Below are 14,702 nucleotides of genomic sequence, written 5' to 3'. Positions count from 1 at the left end.
TGTGCCAGAGCTTCAACGCTTCACCGTAAAATACGCAGTTTCCCCCAATTGACCGAAGGAGCGCCATCATGGCCGCCACTCAGGAAGAGATCGTTGCCGGTCTCGCCGAGATCGTGAACGAGATCGCCGGGATCCCCACCGAGGACGTCCAGCTGGAGAAGTCCTTCACCGACGACCTTGACGTCGACTCGCTGTCCATGGTCGAGGTCGTCGTCGCCGCCGAAGAGCGCTTCGACGTGAAGATCCCGGACGACGACGTCAAGAACCTCAAGACCGTCGGCGACGCGACCGACTACATCCTCAAGCACCAGAGCTGATCCAGCTCTCGCGCATGTCGCCACCTGGCGGTGGCGCCGTCGATTCAGACCCCTCTACCCGTGGAGTAAGAATTCCCGTGAATGCGACCAATCGCACCGTGGTCGTCACCGGTATCGGCGCAACCACACCGCTGGGTGGCGACAGCGCTTCGACGTGGGAAGCCATGCTCGCCGGCCGGTCCGGTGTCAGCACCCTCGAGCAGGACTGGGCCGCCGACCTGCCGGTCCGGATCGCCGCGCAGGCCGCCGTCGACCCGGGTGACGTCCTCCCCCGGGCGCAGGCCCGCAAGCTGGACCGCTCGGCGCAGCTCGCGCTGATCGCGGCCCGCGAGGCCTGGGCCGACGCCGGTTTCACCGCGAAGGCCGGCGAGGACTCCTCCGTCGATCCCGACCGGCTCGGCACCGTCATCGCCTCCGGCATCGGCGGTGTGACGACCCTGCTCGGCCAGTACGACGTGCTCAAGGAGAAGGGCGTCCGCCGCGTCTCCCCGCACACCGTGCCGATGCTGATGCCCAACGGCCCGTCCGCCAACGTCGGCCTGGACGTGAACGCCCGGGCGGGCGTGCACACCCCGGTCAGCGCCTGCGCGTCCGGCTCCGAGGCGATCGGCTATGCCATCGAGATGATCCGTACGGGCCGTGCCGACATCGTCGTCGCGGGCGGTACGGAGGCGGCGATCCACCCGCTGCCGATCGTCGCGTTCGGCAACATGATGGCGATGTCGAAGTCCAACGACGACCCGCAGGGCGCCTCCCGCCCCTATGACGCCGGGCGCAACGGCTTCGTCATGGGCGAGGGTGCCGGCGTGATCGTCCTGGAGTCGGCCGAGCACGCCGCCAAGCGCGGCGCCAAGGTCTACGCCGAGGCCGTCGGCCAGGGCATCTCCGCCGACAGCCACGACATCGTGCAGCCCGAGCCGTCCGGCAACGGCATCGCGCACGCGCTGCAGAACCTCATCGACTCCAACGACCTCGACCCGGCCGAGATCGTGCACATCAACGCGCACGCCACCTCGACCCCGCAGGGCGACCTGGCCGAGCTGAAGGCGCTGCGCAAGGTCTTCGGTGACGACTTCGACCACATGGCCGTCTCGGCCACGAAGTCGATGACCGGTCACCTCCTGGGCGGCGCGGGCGGTGTCGAGACGGTGGCCTCGATCCTGGCGCTGTACCACCGGGTGGCACCGCCGACGATCAACGTCGAGAACCTCGACCCCGACGCGGATGGCGACATCGTCCAGAACGAAGCCCGCAAGCTGCCCGCCGAGGGCCGGATCGCCGCGCTGAACGACTCGTTCGGCTTCGGCGGCCACAACGTCGTCCTGGCGTTCCGTACGGTCTGAGACCGGCGGTCCGCGGACCGCGGCACGCGCTGAGGGCCCGCCCGGTGTACGCACCGGGCGGGCCCTCGTCGTGCGCCGACGCGGCGCTCAGCCGCCGAAGCTCGCGAAGTACGCCGCGGCGCCGTCCTCGTCGCCGTGGCCCTGCTCCTCCGCCCTGCGGAACCGCTCGGCGGCGGCCTCGGCCAGATCGGCCCGCACGCCCGCTTCGCCGGCGGCATTGAGGATGAGCAGGGCGTCCTTGCGCCCCGCGGAGACCGTGAAGCTCGGCGAGTAGTCGCCGGTGCGAATCAGCTCCGCCTTCATCTGCAGATACGGCACGTCCAGCGGCCCGCCCTCGACCGCGCCCAGGAAGTCGCCCGGGTCCACGCCGAGGCCCTCGGCCAGCGCCAGCGCTTCACCCGCACCGTTGATCAGGGTCAGCACCCAGGCGTTGACGACGAGTTTGAGGCGGCTGGCGGCCCCGCTTCCGGCGTCGTCGCCGACCCACCTCGTGCGGCGTCCGACGATGTCGAAGACCTGGCCGGCCCGCTCCCGCAGGTCCGGCGGCCCGGCCGCCAGGATCATCAACTCGCCCTTCTCGGCGGGCGCCTTGGTGCCCACGACGGGGGCGTCGACGAGGTGCAGCCGGTGTTCGCGGGCGAAGGCGGCGAGCGACGTGAAGGCTTCGGTGCCCACGGTGCTCATCTGGAGCCAGAGGGTACCGGCCGCCAGCTTCGGGGCAGCCTGCTCCAGGGCGTCGAGGACGGCGGGCCCGTCGAGAAGCATCGTGAGGACCACGTCGGCGCCGTCCACCGCCTCGGCCGGGGTCCGGGTGACGCGAATCCCGTCGGCGGCCAGCGGCTCGGCCCTGGCGCGGGTGCGGTTCCAGGCGTGGACGTCCAGTCCGGCGCGGGCGAGGTTGCGGGCCATCGCGGCGCCCATGATTCCGGTGCCGAGCACCGCTACTGAGATGGTGTCAGTCATACCGGAACGCTAGGCCCTTCGGCGCGCTCCGGGTCGGGCGCCGTCCGGCCCGGCACCCGGAAGTCGCTCAGACGACCTGATGGAGCCAGCGGACCGGGGCGCCCTCGCCCGCGTACCGGAACGGCTCCAGTTCGTCGTCCCAGGGCTTGCCGAGCAGTTTGGACACCTCGGCGGCGAGCTCGGTCTCGCCGCGGGCCGATCGGGCGACCGCGGCGCGCAGCCGGTCCTCGGGGATGAGGATGTCGCCATGGATGCCCGTGACGGCGTGGAAGATGCCCAGGTCGGGGGTGGCGCTGTAGCGCTCGCCCTCGGCGGTGGCACAGGGCTCCGCGGTGACCTCGAAGCGCAGCAGATGCCAGCCGCGCAGCGCGGAGGCCAGCTTGGACGCCGTACCGGCCTGGCCCTGCCAGGAGAACTCGGCTCTCCAGGTGCCCGGGGACGCCGGCTGACGGATCCAGTCGAGATTGACGCGCACACCGAGGACGCCCGCCACCGCCCATTCGACGTGCGGGCACAGCGCGCGCGGAGCGGAGTGGACGTACAGAACGCCACGTGTCGTCACCGGGACCTCCAGTGCGGTTCCAGGTTCGCCTTCCCCAGCGGCCTCGTGCCCGTTCCGGTTGCGGCCGGGACAGCTGACATTCTGCCCCAGTGATCACTTCGGCACCAGCATGCGAGGTGACCTACAGTAAACACCATTAGCCGTAATTTGCCGCAAATGGGACAGGAAATGACGTGATGTAATTTATCTGTGCCGGCTGCACTTGCCGCTTTGCGTCACCGCCCGGCAGGCACGGGGCAAAGCTACCGTGCGGCGCGGGGCGAGGGGTGACGTACCGTCGGTACCCGAAGAGATATCACTCGCACGCCTGAGGGGACAGGGGATGACGCAGATCGATCGGCCCGTTCCCCCTCGGCGCCACCGATCCGCCGGCCTCGCCTCCCGTACGGCGGCCGTCGCCGCCGCCCTGATGATCGCGCTCGCCGGATGCGGCGGGGACTCCGCGGGACGGCACCCCGCTCCCAGCACCGAGCCCCCGGCCACGAAGGCGGGGCCCGTCTGGCACACCGACCCCGCCTCCATCGCGGCCCTCGGTGACTCCATCACCGTCGGCTTCGACGCCTGCACCGTGCTCTCCGACTGCCCCGAGGTCTCCTGGGCCACGGGCAGCAACCCCAAGGTGGACAGCCTGGCCAGGCGGCTGGTGAAGAACCCCGCCACGCACAGCTGGAACTACGCCAGGACCGGCGCCCTGATGAGCGAGCTGCCCGACCAGATCACGGCGGCCACGCGCCGCAGGCCCGACCTGGTCACGGTCCTGATCGGCGCCAACGACGCCTGTCGCAGCGATGTGCGGACGATGACGCCCACCCGCAGCTTCCGCGCCGGCTTCGAGCGGTCGTTGAAGCAGCTGCGGCGCGCGCTGCCGCACACCCAGGTGTATGTGGCCGCGGTGCCGGACCTGCTGCGGCTGTGGTCGGAAGGGCGCAAGAACCAGCTCGGCAAGCAGGTGTGGAAGCTGGGGATCTGCGGATCGATGCTGCGCAATCCGGACGATCTGACGCTGCGGGCGGAGAAGCGGCGCAAGAAGGTGCGGCACCGGGTGATGGCCTACAACCGGGCGCTGGCGCAGGTGTGCCGTGCGGACGCGCTGTGCCGATTCGACCGAGCGGTCTTCGACTACCGCTTCACAGGGCGCCAGTTGAGCACCTGGGACTGGTTCCACCCGGGCCTGCGGGGGCAGCAGGAGCTGGCGGAGCTGGCTTTCCGGACCATCACACGCGAGGAGTCCCGCGCCTGACGGCTCCGGCGAGGGCGGCCGACGGCCACTCCGGCGGACCCTTGAGCCCGGTGGCAGCTCCGCGCAGGGCTCACTCCGACCTCCGGACCGCAACCCCTTAGGGGCACTGGGTCGTTGTCTCATCCCGCACGGTGACGCGCGCGAGCGGGCGCGGCGGCAGGATCGGTTCCGAGAGATTCGATCGAACCGTCCAGGGGGATTTTCGTCATGGCCCGCACCCGTGCCCTTCCACTCGTTCTGCTCGGCGCCGTGCTGGCCGTGAGCGGGTCGCTGTCCGCCTGCTCGCTCACGTTCGGCCCCACGAAGACGGCGCAGCGCACCTACGCGGTCGACGGCAAGGTCACGGCGGTGTCGGCGACGACGCACGGCGGGGACATCGACATCGTGCCGGTGGCGGCGGGCGGGACGGCCAAGGTCACGGAGAAGTACCGGTACAACGACGCGAAGCCGACCCCCTCACATGCCGTCAGGAACGGCCGGCTCACGCTCGAGGCCGAGGACTGCACGGGTTCCGGCCGGCACTGCGAGGTCTCCTATCGGGTGCTGCTGCCGCGCGGCCCGTCGGTCGACCTGCACACCAGCGGCGGGGACATCACGGTGCGCGGGACCTCCGGCGCGATCACCGCACAGACCAGTGGCGGCGACATCACCGTCGCGGACTCCGCCGTGCACCGGGCGAACGTGAAGACCAGCGGCGGAAACGTGGACATCGGCCTGACCACGGCACCCGACGAGGTGTCGGGGCAGACCAGCGGCGGCGATGTCGTCGTCCGCCTGCCGAAGGGTTCGTACGCGGTGGACGCCTCGACCAGTGGCGGCACCCGCACGGTCTCGGTCCCCACCGATGACGGTTCGGCGCACAAGATATCCGCGCGGACGAGCGGTGGGGACGTGTCGGTGGTGCCGGCCGCCTCCTGAGGCGGCCCGCGCGGCCCGGGCCCGACCCGCGCGGCGGCGCTCCCCCGGCGCGGGCGGCGTCGCGGCCCCGCAGCCGCACGCAGCCGTGATGTGACGGAGCGCAGGCCGAGTGGAACCGTCCGGCGGGTGCGGCGCGGCGGCGTGCGTCAGGCGGTGACCTCTGCCGTCAGCCGGCGGTCGGCGATGCTGTGGGCGGCCTCCACCAGGTAGTCGCCGGGGATGCGACGCCAGCCGCCCGTCTCCTCGTCCCAGATCTCGAAGGCCCGGCCCGGCAGCGGGATCTCGGCCTCCACGCTCTCACCGGGACCGGCCTCGACGGCGGCGAAACCGACCAGCCAGCGGGCCGGGCGCTCGGGGGCGTCTGCGGCCACGTCGTCGGCGTCCTTGGGGGCGAGGTAGATCTGGACGACCTCACGGCCGGCGCGCTGCCCGGCGTTGCGGACGCGGACACGTACCGAGTCCGGGGTGGTGTCCAGCGACTCGTACTCCCAGTCGGTGTACCCGAGGCCGTGCCCGAAGGCGTAGGCGGGGGCTGGACTCGGATTGGGGGCCGGGGTTGGGATTGGGGTTGGGGTTGGGCTCGGGATTGGAGTTGGGCTCGGGATTGGGGTTGGGCTCGGGATTGGGGTTGGGCTCGGGGCGGGGGTCGGGCTGAGGGCCTGGGGTGGGCTCGGGGCCGGGGTGAGGGTTGGGGCGGAGGTCGCGGGTGCGGTGGGGGTGGGGGTGGGGGTGGGGGCCAGGGGGGAGTCGGCGGAACGTCGCTGCCATGCCCGATAGCCGATGAACACGCCTTCTGTGTACGAAAGTTGGCCGTTCACGGGGGTGACGTCGGTGACCGGGGCGTCCGCCAGGCGGGCCGGCCAGGTGGTGGGGAGGCGGCCGCCGGGTTCGTGCGCGCCGAGGAGGACGTCGGCGAGTGCGGCGCCGGCTTCCTGGCCGGGGAACCAGGTCAGGAGCACGGCCGGAACCTGTTCGCGCCAGGGCAGTTCCACCGGGGAGCCGCAGTTGACGACCACGACGGTGTGCGGGTTGGCCGCGGCGGCCCGGGTGACCAGCTCGTCCTGGCGGCCGGGGAGCTTCAGGTCGCTGCGGTCGAACCCTTCGGACTCGACCTCGTCCGTGGTGGCGACGACGACGACGGCGACATCGGCGGCGGCCGCCACGCGGACCGCCTCCTCGATCTCGGCGTCGGGGTCGAGCTGCGGTTCTCTGTGGCCGAGGGTGAGGTTCAGGGCGGCGATGTCGTCCAGGCCGCTGCTCAGCGGGACATAGCGCAAGGTCACCGCCAGCGTTTCACCGGCCGTCAGGGGTACGGTCACCCGCCGCTCCACGGGGTTCAGGAAGCCCTCGAAGGGGTCGCTGCCGGCCGGCGCGCAGTCCGCGTCGAAGACGGCTGTGCCGTCGACCGTCAGCCGGAGGGAGCCGGCGCCGGAGACGGCGAGGGTGTGGGCGCCGGTGACCTGCGGGGTGAAAGCGCCGGTCAGTTCGACGGCATGGAGGTTTCGCGGGGTGACGCCCTCGGGGAAACTGCCGATGGCGTACACCTTGCCGTCGAACTGTGGTGTTTCGGCAAGGAGTCGGCCGTCCGCCGCGAGGTAGCGGGCGCGCAGCGTGAAGCCCTCGCGGGCCTGCGGGACCCGGGTGCGGGGGTCGGCGCCGAGGGCGAAGGTGACCTCGACGTCGTCGGGCAGCGCGGCGCGCAGCCCCTCCAGCGGGGAGACGATGTGCTCCGGGAAGACGGTGGCGGAGCCGCCGCCGAGGACGCGGGCGTCACGGGCGGCCGCGCCGATGACGGCGACGCTGCGGATCCTGGCGGCGTCGAGCGGGAGCGCGGGCCGCGCCCGTGGGACCGTGCCGTGCGCCATTTCCTCCCGCGCGGCGCCCGTCGCCTCCACCTCCCCGACGTCCGTCGTCCCCTCCCGCGCGAGGGCCACGGGTTCGTTGCGCAACAGGACGAAAGCCCGTCGGGCGAGCTCGCGGGCCAGTTCCCGGCCGTCGATCCCGCGCGGGACGTCACGCGGGGCGACGGCGGGCGGTGCCCCCTGGAGGCATCCGGTCCGGGCGGCCAGCCGCAGCACCCGGCGCACGGCGTCGTCCACCTCCGCCTCGGTCACCTCACCCGCGCGGACCGCCTCGGCGAGCGGTGCGCCGTACACCGCACGGGGGCCGGGCATCGCCACGTCCAGACCGCCGCGCAGTGCACGTGCGGTGTGGCGGGCCGCTGTCCAGTCGGAGACGTTGCAGCCGTCGAAGCCCCACTCGCCGCGCAGGACGTCCTGCACCAGATGGCGGTGTTCGGTCATTGTCGAGCCGTTGACCTGGTTGTAGGCGGTCATGATGCCCCAGGGGCGGGCGGTTTCGACGATGTACGCGAAGGGCGCGAGGTAGAGCTCGCGCAGCGGGCGGGTGGCGATGCGGTTGTCGACGGTGAACCGCTCGGTCTCGGCGTCGTTGCCGACGAAGTGCTTGACCGTCGTTCCGACGCCGCCGTCCTGAACACCGCGCACATACCCGGCGCCGATGGCGCCGGTGAGCAGCGGGTCCTCCGAGTAGCACTCGAAGTGGCGGCCGCCCAGGGGTGAGCGGTGCAGGTTGACCGTCGGCGCGAGGAGGACATGGACGCCCTTGCGGCGGGCTTCCTGGGCGAGGAGGCGGCCGGTCCGGCGGGCGAGTTCGGGGTCCCAGGTGGCGGCGAGCGCGGTGGGCCCGGGGAGGGCGACGGAAGGGTCCTCGGCGCTCCAGTGGCGCCCGCGTACGCCGATCGGGCCGTCCGACATCACCAGCGACTTCAGGCCGATCTCCGGTACAGCCGGCAGCGTCCACATGTCCTGGCCGCACAGCAGCCGGGCTTTGGTGTCGAGGTCGAGGGCGGCCAGCGCCCTTTCCACTGCCGCGGTGCAGTCGTACGGATCGGTCATGCAGCGCTCCCTGGGTGGACGTGAGGCCCTGGCCGAATCCTTACCTCTTCGCCGGGTGGACGGTAGGTGACGTAATAATTCCGTTACCCGCCTGTGGAGTCTGTTCGGAGGGGGTTACCCTCTGCCGGTGACTGCACGAGATCAGGGTGGGCGCCGCGGCGGCGGGCGGCAGGCGCAGCGCGCGGAGCGGCGCGAGGCGATCCTGGAGGCCGCCATGGAGCTCATCTCCGAACGGGGCTACCGCCGGACGTCGCTCGCCGCGGTGGCCGAGCGTGCCGGGCTCACCCAGCAGGGGCTGCTGCACCACTTCCCCACCAAGGAACTCCTGCTGGTCGCCGTGCTGGAGGCCCGCGACCGCTGGGACCTGGCCTCTTCGGCGGCGGTGGCCTCGGGCTCCTGGCGCACCGACGCCCTCGCCCAGCTCGTCGACTACAACGCCACCCGCCCCGGCGTCGTCCAGACCTATACGGTCCTGTCCGCCGACAGCGTCACCGAGGACCATCCGGCCCGGTCCTTCTTCGAGTCCCGGTTCCGTGCCGTGCGGGAGGCGGTGGCGAGCGTGCTGCGTGCCGAGTTCGGGGACGCGCTGCCCGGCGGGCTGACGCCGGAACGGGCGGCGCCGCTGCTGGTGGCGGTGATGGACGGGTTGCAGTTGCAGTGGTTGCTGGATCCGGAGGACGTGGACATGTCGGCGGCGTTCCGGGACTTCGTGGCGCTGCTCAAGGGTGGTTCGGGCTGATCCACCGCCCACCCGGCGCGGGCGACCGCGGCGGGCGGCGCTACCGGCGGGGCTTGAGGCAGGACGTGGTCGTCCCGCCGGGGCCGTAGGAGAGATCGGCGTAGAACTCGCCGTCGGCGCACGTCGACTTCGGTTTCTCCAGCCTGCGGGTGACCTGGTATTCGGCGTCGGCCGACCCGCAGTCCACGACCCGCAGGTCCTGATCCTGCCAGTCGCCTTCGTTGCGTACGCAGTTGCCGATTTCGAGGGTCGGCCGCTTTTCGATGCCGGTGGGGGTGTCGTCCTTCGACGGGCCGACGATGATCCCGATGACCGCCAGTACGGGTATCGCCACCAGCGCGAGCGCCACGAGCGCCGCCGGCACCAGGCAGATCAGGGCCTCGGGCCGGCGCAGCAGAGGTTTGCCCGGATCGAGGGCGGGGCGAAAGCCGCCGGTGGGGGCGGGCAGTGTGCGGAAGCGTGCGCGCGGCCCGAGGTTGGCGAGCAGGGTGATCGGCGTGATGACCACGGACAGTGGTCCCCACCAGCCCTGCCACAGGGTCTTCGCGGACATCTCACGGTAGGTGGCCAGTCCGCAGGACCGGCAGAACATGCCTCGGCGGCTCAGGAACCGCATCAGGACGATCATGCCCTGATGTCCGCGCACGGTGGCCTGCACGGCGGGCAGCGCTCCGCAGATCTGGCAGGCGTGCGCGGCGTGGCTCGGGGCGTGCGGCTGCGCGTACGGGGTGGCGGGGTACTGCGGCGCATACGGGGGCGCGCCCTGCGAGGGCCCGTACGCCCCGTATGCGCCCTGCGGGGGCCCGTACGGGGTGCCCTGTGGCGGGGTGGGAGGGTACGGGCCCTGCGGAGGTGGCGGGGTGGCCACGGAGATCCCCCTCGGTCTCACGGATGCCGCCCGGTCCGACGACGACGCAGACCCTACCGGTCGCCTCCGGCCGCACTCCGCCGTCGTAGTGCCAGGTGCGCGACGACGCCGAAGACCAGTCCCCAGAAGGCCGATCCGATGCCGAGGAGGGTGACCCCGGAGGCGGTGGCCAGGAAGGTGATCAGGGCGGCCTCGCGGTCCTTCTCCTCCTTGACGGCGCCGGTCAGACCGCCGGCCAGCGCGCCGAGCAGGGCGACCCCGGCCAGCGCGGCGACGAGTTCCTTGGGCAGGCCCGCGAAGAGGGCGACGAGGGTCGAGCCGAAGGCCCCGATGAGGAGGTAGAACGCTCCGGACGCGACGCCGGCGACGTATCGGCGTCCGGGGTCGCGGTGTGCCTCGGGGCCGGTGCAGATGGCGGCGGTGATGGCGGCGAGGTTGACGGCGTGGGAGCCGAAGGGGGCGAGTGCGGTGGAGACCAGGCCGGTCGAGCCGATCAGCAGGCGGTCGTCCGGGCGGTAGCCGGAGGCGGTGAGAACAGCGATGCCCGGGGCGTTCTGCGAGGCGAGCGTCGCCAGGGTCAGCGGGACGGCGATGCCGATGAGGGAGGCGAGGGAGAAGTCCGGGGTGGTGAGGTGCGGCCGGGCGAGCTCGATGTGGTCCAGGTGGACGTGCAGGCGTGCGGTGGCGGCGGCGCAGGTCACGCCCGCGACGAGGGCGAGGAGCACGGCGTAGCGGGGCAGCCACCGCTTGCCCAGGAGGTAGGCGAGCAGGACGGACCCGGCGATCAGCGGTGCGCTGCGGAGAGAGGTGAACACGCCGGTGCCGAAGGTGAAGAGGATGCCGGCGAGCATGGCCGAGACCACGGCCGGGGGTATCTGCCGCATCAGCCGTCCGAAGACGCCGGTCAGTCCGACGAGCGTGATCACCACGCCGGTGACCAGGAACGCTCCGACGGCCTCGGGGTAGGAGTAGGCACCGAGGCTGGTGACCAGGAGCGCGGCGCCCGGTGTCGACCAGGCGGTGATGACCGGAGTCCGGGTGCGCAGGCTGAGGGCCAGGCAGGTCAGGCCGCTGCCGAGGGAGATGGCCCAGATCCAGGAGGTGGTCTGTGCCGCGTCGAGGTGCCCGGCGGACGCGGCGGCGAGCACGATGACCAGGGGGCCGGAGTAGGAGACGACCACGGCGACGAATCCGGCCAGCACCGCGGAGAGGGAGAGGTCGTGCCGGAGCCGGCGGCGCGGTGGGGGGTCCGTGGTGGCGGGGGCGTCACGGGTGGTCGCCTCCTGATGTCCGGGCCGGCCGGATTCGCCCGGCGGGTCGGTTCTTCCCCCGGGTGGGTCGGCTTCCCTGGGCTTGTCGGCATGGGAGGTGGTACCGGTGTCCGAGCTCAACGCACTTCCCCCGTACGGGTGATCGACTTGTGGTCGGCTCCAGTATCGGTAGCGACTCCGCCGGTGGGCGCAGATCCCGCAAACCCGGGGCATCATGGCCGAATGATCATCGCTGCCGCACAGTTCGCGTCCGTACCGGGCGACATCGAGACCAACGCCGCGCGGATGGCCGCGCTCGTCACCGAGGCCGCCGGGCGCGGTGCCGGGCTCGTGCTCTTCGCCGAACTGGCCCTGACGCACTACGACCTGACGGCGATAGCCGGCGATCCGGAGAAGTTGGCCGTCACTCCGGACGATGCCCGGTTGGCGCCCGTCCGGGACGCCTGCCGGACGTCCGGGGTCGCGGCGGTGGTGAACGCGCCCGGGCGGACGGCCGGCGGGGGCACGCCCACCATCGCCTCGTTCGTCTACGGGCCCGACGGGGCGCTGGTCACCCGCTATGACAAGCGGCATCTGTTCGGGCCGGAGAACGAGGTGTTCGCGCCGGGGACCGCAGACGGCCGGTTCGTGCTGGGCGGGGTGCGGTTCGCGCTCGCCACCTGCAACGACAACAATTTTCCGGACGTCGCGGCGCGGGCCGTGGCGGACAACTGCGGGGTGTATCTGGCCAGTTCGTTCCACGGTACGGCGGAGCGGGTGGCGCGGTATGCGGATCTGGCGCGGGAGAACGGGCTGCAGGTGCTGCTGGCCAACGGGACGGGCGTCGGGAGCCCGGGTCCGGCGTGCGGGCTCAGTGGTGCCTGGCTGCCCAGTGGGGAGCGGGTGGCGGCAGCCGGTGCGGGTGCGGGTGCGGGTGCGGGTGCGGCCGACGGTGGTGCGGAACTGGTGCTGGCCGATGTGCGGGACCGGATCACGTTGATGGGGGATCCGGAGATCGCCGCGATCGGGGTCAGGGAGTGCGGTGACCCTCTGGTGGACGTGCGCGCCGCGACGCCGGCGCTCCTGGTGGCCGGGGGACGGCGCGACGAGCGGGGCGCCTTCGCGTATCTGCGCCAGGGCGTGCTGCGGCGGCTGTTGGAGGCGCAGGAGGCGCTGCCGGCCGGGCTGCGGCTGGAGTTCGTGGAGGGCTACCGTCCGCCGGGGCTGCAGCGACGCTACTTCGAGGAGTACGCGGCGGAGCTGCGGGCCGCCCGCCCCGACTGGGACGCCGCGCGCGTTCACCAGGCCGCCGGCCGGTACGTGTCCCCGCCGGACATCGCGCCCCACAGCGCGGGCGGCGCGGTGGATCTGACCCTCGTCACCTCGGACGGGGGGTATGTCGACATGGGGACACCCATCAACGCCTCCCCGGAGGAGAGCGACGGCGCGTGCTACACCGGCGCGGCCGGTCTGACGCCCGCCGCCCGGGAGAACCGGCGGGTGCTGGGCGCCGCGCTCGGCGCCGCGGGCCTGGTCAACTACCCCACCGAGTGGTGGCACTGGTCCTACGGCGACCGCTACTGGGCGCTGGCCACCGGTGCGGACCACGCCCTGTACGGGCCCAAGGAGCTGGGGCGGTGACGCCGCCGGTACTGCTGGGTGATGCGGAGGTCCGGGACCGGCTGGACCCGGCGCGCGCCCTGGCGGCGGTGCGGCAGGCGCTGCTCGACCACCACGCGGGGCGGCTGGCCGCGCCGCCCCGGGTGCGGGCCGGGCTCGGCGACGGGGAGCTGGTGTTCACGGTCGGCGCGCTGTCCGGGGGCGGTGGCGGACGCGGGCTGCACGGCTTCCGGGCGTACGGCACCGGGGAGCGCGGCGGCGCGCAGCTGGTCGCGGTGTGGGACAGCGCGAGCGGGGAGCTGGCCGCGGTGGTGCACGGGCAGGAGCTGGGGCCGCGGCGGACCGGGGCGATCGGTGCGGTGGCGGTGGAGACGCTGGCCCGTCCCGGTGCGGAGCGGTTCGCGGTGATCGGGACGGGGCCGCAGGCGTGGGCGCAGCTGTGGGCGCTGTCGGGCAGCCGGACGCACCGGCCCGCGGAGGTGGCGGTGTTCGGGCGGCGGACCGGCCGGGCGGAGCGGTTCGCGGAGCGGGCCCGGTCCCGGCTGGGGCTCGCCGTGCGGGTGGCGGGCTCGGCGCGGGAGGCGGTGACGGGCCGTGAGGTGGTGATCGTGGCGACCGACAGCCCGACACCGGTGCTGGAGGCCGACGCCGTCGCCCCGGGCACGCATGTGAGCACCTTGGGCCCCAAGACCACCACCCGCTACGAGCTCCCGGTGGAGCTGGCCGCGCGGGCTTCGGTCATCGTCACCGACTCCCCCGCGCAGTGCGGGAGTTACGGCACCGATCATCTGCTGGGCCCGGCGCCGGTGGCCGGGCTGGGGGCGGTGCTGGCGGGCGCCGCCCGGGGCCGCGGCGGCGCCGACGACATCACCTTGTTCTCCTCGGTCGGCCTGGCCGGCACGGAGGTGGCGGTGGCGGCGGCGCTGCTGCCTCAGGCTCCGGGGAACGCCTCGAGTTCCGCCGGCGTCGGGTAGGACGGCTGCGCGCCCGGCCTGGTGACCGCGGCGGCGCCGACCCGCACCGCGTAGCGGGCCGCGTCGGGGAGCGCGTCGCCGCGGGCCAGGCGGGTGGCCAGGGCGCCGGTGAAGGCGTCGCCCGCGCCGGTGGTGTCCACCGGCGTGACCCGTACGCCCGGGACCTCGGTCACCTCGGAGGCGTCGAGCACCAGCGCCCCGTCACCCCCGAGGGTGATGACCACCGAGCGGGCGCCCTTCTCGCGGAGCGCCTTCGCCCACTGTGCCGGCGCGCCGTCGGCGAGCCCGGACAGCGAGCGGGCCTCGTGTTCGTTGACCACCAGTGGGTCGGCCGCCGCGAGGAGTTCGGGTGCCAGGTCGTCCGGGGCCGGGGAGGGGTTGAGCACGACACGGGTGCCGGCGGCCTGGGCGGCCTCGGCGGCGGCGCGCACCGACTCCATCGGGATCTCCAGCTGGAGGGAGACGACCGCGGACGCGGCGATGACGTCCGCCGCGGCGGCCACGTCGTCCGGGGTGAGGGCGGCGTTGGCGCCGGGCGAGACGACGATGCTGTTGTCGCCGTCCGGGTCGACGATGATCATCGCGGTGCCGGTGCGGGCTGCCGGGTCGACGATGACCGACGCGACGTCGGTGCCCGCGTCACGCTGGGCGCCGAGCAGCAGTTCGCCGAACGCGTCGCCGCCGATCCGGGCCAGCAGGGCCGTGCGCCCGCCGAGCCGGGCGGCTGCCGCCGCCTGGTTGGCTCCCTTGCCGCCGGCCGACTCGACGAGGTCCGTGCCGAGCACGGTCTCGCCCGCGCCGGGGCGCCGCTCCACCCGGACCGTCAGATCCGCATTGGCCGAGCCGACCACCAGGACCTCGTACATACGCCGCTCTCCCATTTCTTCTCACTTCGTTGCCCGGCGGCCCGGACCGGTCCGGGCCGCCGCCTTGAGCCGACTTCCGCGCTTCTCCGCGTCCGGCAGCCGTCGCCGGTCGTCCGGCAGCCGT

General features: G+C 73.0%; 13 protein-coding genes. 7 read left to right on the top strand and 6 right to left on the bottom strand.

Annotation, left to right across the window (positions count from 1 at the left end; all coding sequences use genetic code 11):
• The first annotated feature begins 68 nt into the window (after positions 1-68).
• Complete coding sequence (locus ACGFML_RS12030; RefSeq protein WP_393542594.1) at positions 69-317, top strand: acyl carrier protein; 249 nt, start codon at positions 69-71, stop codon at positions 315-317.
• Between the two features lie 77 nt (positions 318-394).
• Positions 395-1,660 (top strand): beta-ketoacyl-[acyl-carrier-protein] synthase family protein, encoded by a 1,266-nt coding sequence (locus ACGFML_RS12025; protein ID WP_393542592.1) that lies wholly within the window; start codon positions 395-397, stop codon positions 1,658-1,660.
• Positions 1,661-1,747: 87 nt separating this feature from the next.
• On the opposite strand, the gene ACGFML_RS12020 is transcribed toward ACGFML_RS12025, so the two are convergent.
• On the bottom strand, positions 1,748-2,623 hold the full coding sequence (locus tag ACGFML_RS12020; RefSeq protein WP_393542590.1) for an NAD(P)-dependent oxidoreductase: 876 nt from the start codon (positions 2,621-2,623) through the stop codon (positions 1,748-1,750).
• A 67-nt stretch (positions 2,624-2,690) separates the two neighbouring features.
• Positions 2,691-3,185 carry a DUF3145 domain-containing protein gene (locus tag ACGFML_RS12015; RefSeq protein ID WP_393542589.1) on the bottom strand — a complete coding sequence of 165 codons (495 nt, stop codon included), beginning with the start codon at positions 3,183-3,185 and terminating at the stop codon, positions 2,691-2,693.
• Between the two features lie 322 nt (positions 3,186-3,507).
• On the opposite strand from ACGFML_RS12015, the gene ACGFML_RS12010 reads away from it, so the two are divergent.
• Positions 3,508-4,425, top strand: coding sequence for an SGNH/GDSL hydrolase family protein (locus ACGFML_RS12010; RefSeq protein WP_393542587.1), 918 nt, complete (start codon positions 3,508-3,510; stop codon positions 4,423-4,425).
• Between the two features lie 207 nt (positions 4,426-4,632).
• The gene (locus tag ACGFML_RS12005) at positions 4,633-5,343 is read left to right on the top strand and encodes a DUF4097 family beta strand repeat-containing protein (RefSeq protein WP_393542585.1); all 711 of its coding nucleotides are present in this window, start codon (positions 4,633-4,635) and stop codon (positions 5,341-5,343) included.
• Positions 5,344-5,489: 146 nt separating this feature from the next.
• On the opposite strand, the gene ACGFML_RS12000 is transcribed toward ACGFML_RS12005, so the two are convergent.
• A complete protein-coding gene (locus tag ACGFML_RS12000) occupies positions 5,490-8,261 on the bottom strand; it encodes a glycoside hydrolase family 3 protein (RefSeq protein WP_393542583.1) in 2,772 nt (923 codons plus the stop codon).
• Between the two features lie 127 nt (positions 8,262-8,388).
• Here ACGFML_RS12000 and ACGFML_RS11995 point away from each other — a divergent pair, with 127 nt between their 5' ends.
• A complete protein-coding gene (locus tag ACGFML_RS11995; RefSeq protein WP_393542581.1) occupies positions 8,389-9,000 on the top strand; it encodes a TetR/AcrR family transcriptional regulator in 612 nt (203 codons plus the stop codon).
• 40 nt (positions 9,001-9,040) lie between these two features.
• Here the strand turns inward: ACGFML_RS11995 and ACGFML_RS11990 are convergent, their stop codons facing one another.
• Together ACGFML_RS11990 and ACGFML_RS11985 are read right to left on the bottom strand one after the other, a co-directional pair.
• Positions 9,041-9,868 (bottom strand): hypothetical protein, encoded by an 828-nt coding sequence (locus tag ACGFML_RS11990; RefSeq protein ID WP_393542580.1) that lies wholly within the window; start codon positions 9,866-9,868, stop codon positions 9,041-9,043.
• Between the two features lie 53 nt (positions 9,869-9,921).
• A complete protein-coding gene (locus ACGFML_RS11985) occupies positions 9,922-11,259 on the bottom strand; it encodes a benzoate/H(+) symporter BenE family transporter (RefSeq protein ID WP_393542578.1) in 1,338 nt (445 codons plus the stop codon).
• 102 nt (positions 11,260-11,361) lie between these two features.
• Here ACGFML_RS11985 and ACGFML_RS11980 point away from each other — a divergent pair, with 102 nt between their 5' ends.
• Both ACGFML_RS11980 and ACGFML_RS11975 read left to right on the top strand, forming a co-directional pair.
• The gene (locus tag ACGFML_RS11980) at positions 11,362-12,759 is read left to right on the top strand and encodes a nitrilase-related carbon-nitrogen hydrolase (protein ID WP_393542576.1); all 1,398 of its coding nucleotides are present in this window, start codon (positions 11,362-11,364) and stop codon (positions 12,757-12,759) included.
• A complete protein-coding gene (locus ACGFML_RS11975; RefSeq protein ID WP_393542574.1) occupies positions 12,756-13,712 on the top strand; it encodes an ornithine cyclodeaminase family protein in 957 nt (318 codons plus the stop codon). The genes ACGFML_RS11980 and ACGFML_RS11975 overlap by 4 nt, the downstream gene beginning before the upstream one ends.
• Here ACGFML_RS11975 and rbsK read toward each other — a convergent pair.
• On the bottom strand, positions 13,670-14,578 hold the full coding sequence (gene rbsK / locus ACGFML_RS11970; protein WP_393542756.1) for a ribokinase: 909 nt from the start codon (positions 14,576-14,578) through the stop codon (positions 13,670-13,672). The two genes, ACGFML_RS11975 and rbsK, sit on opposite strands and share 43 nt — an antisense overlap.
• Between the last annotated feature and the right edge of the window lie 124 nt (positions 14,579-14,702).

It is taken from the genome of Streptomyces sp. NPDC048650, assembly GCF_043199095.1.
GTDB lineage: Bacteria > Actinomycetota > Actinomycetes > Streptomycetales > Streptomycetaceae > Streptomyces.
Note: the sequence above shows the minus strand (reverse complement) of the source record. Positions and strands in the feature narration are given on the sequence as shown.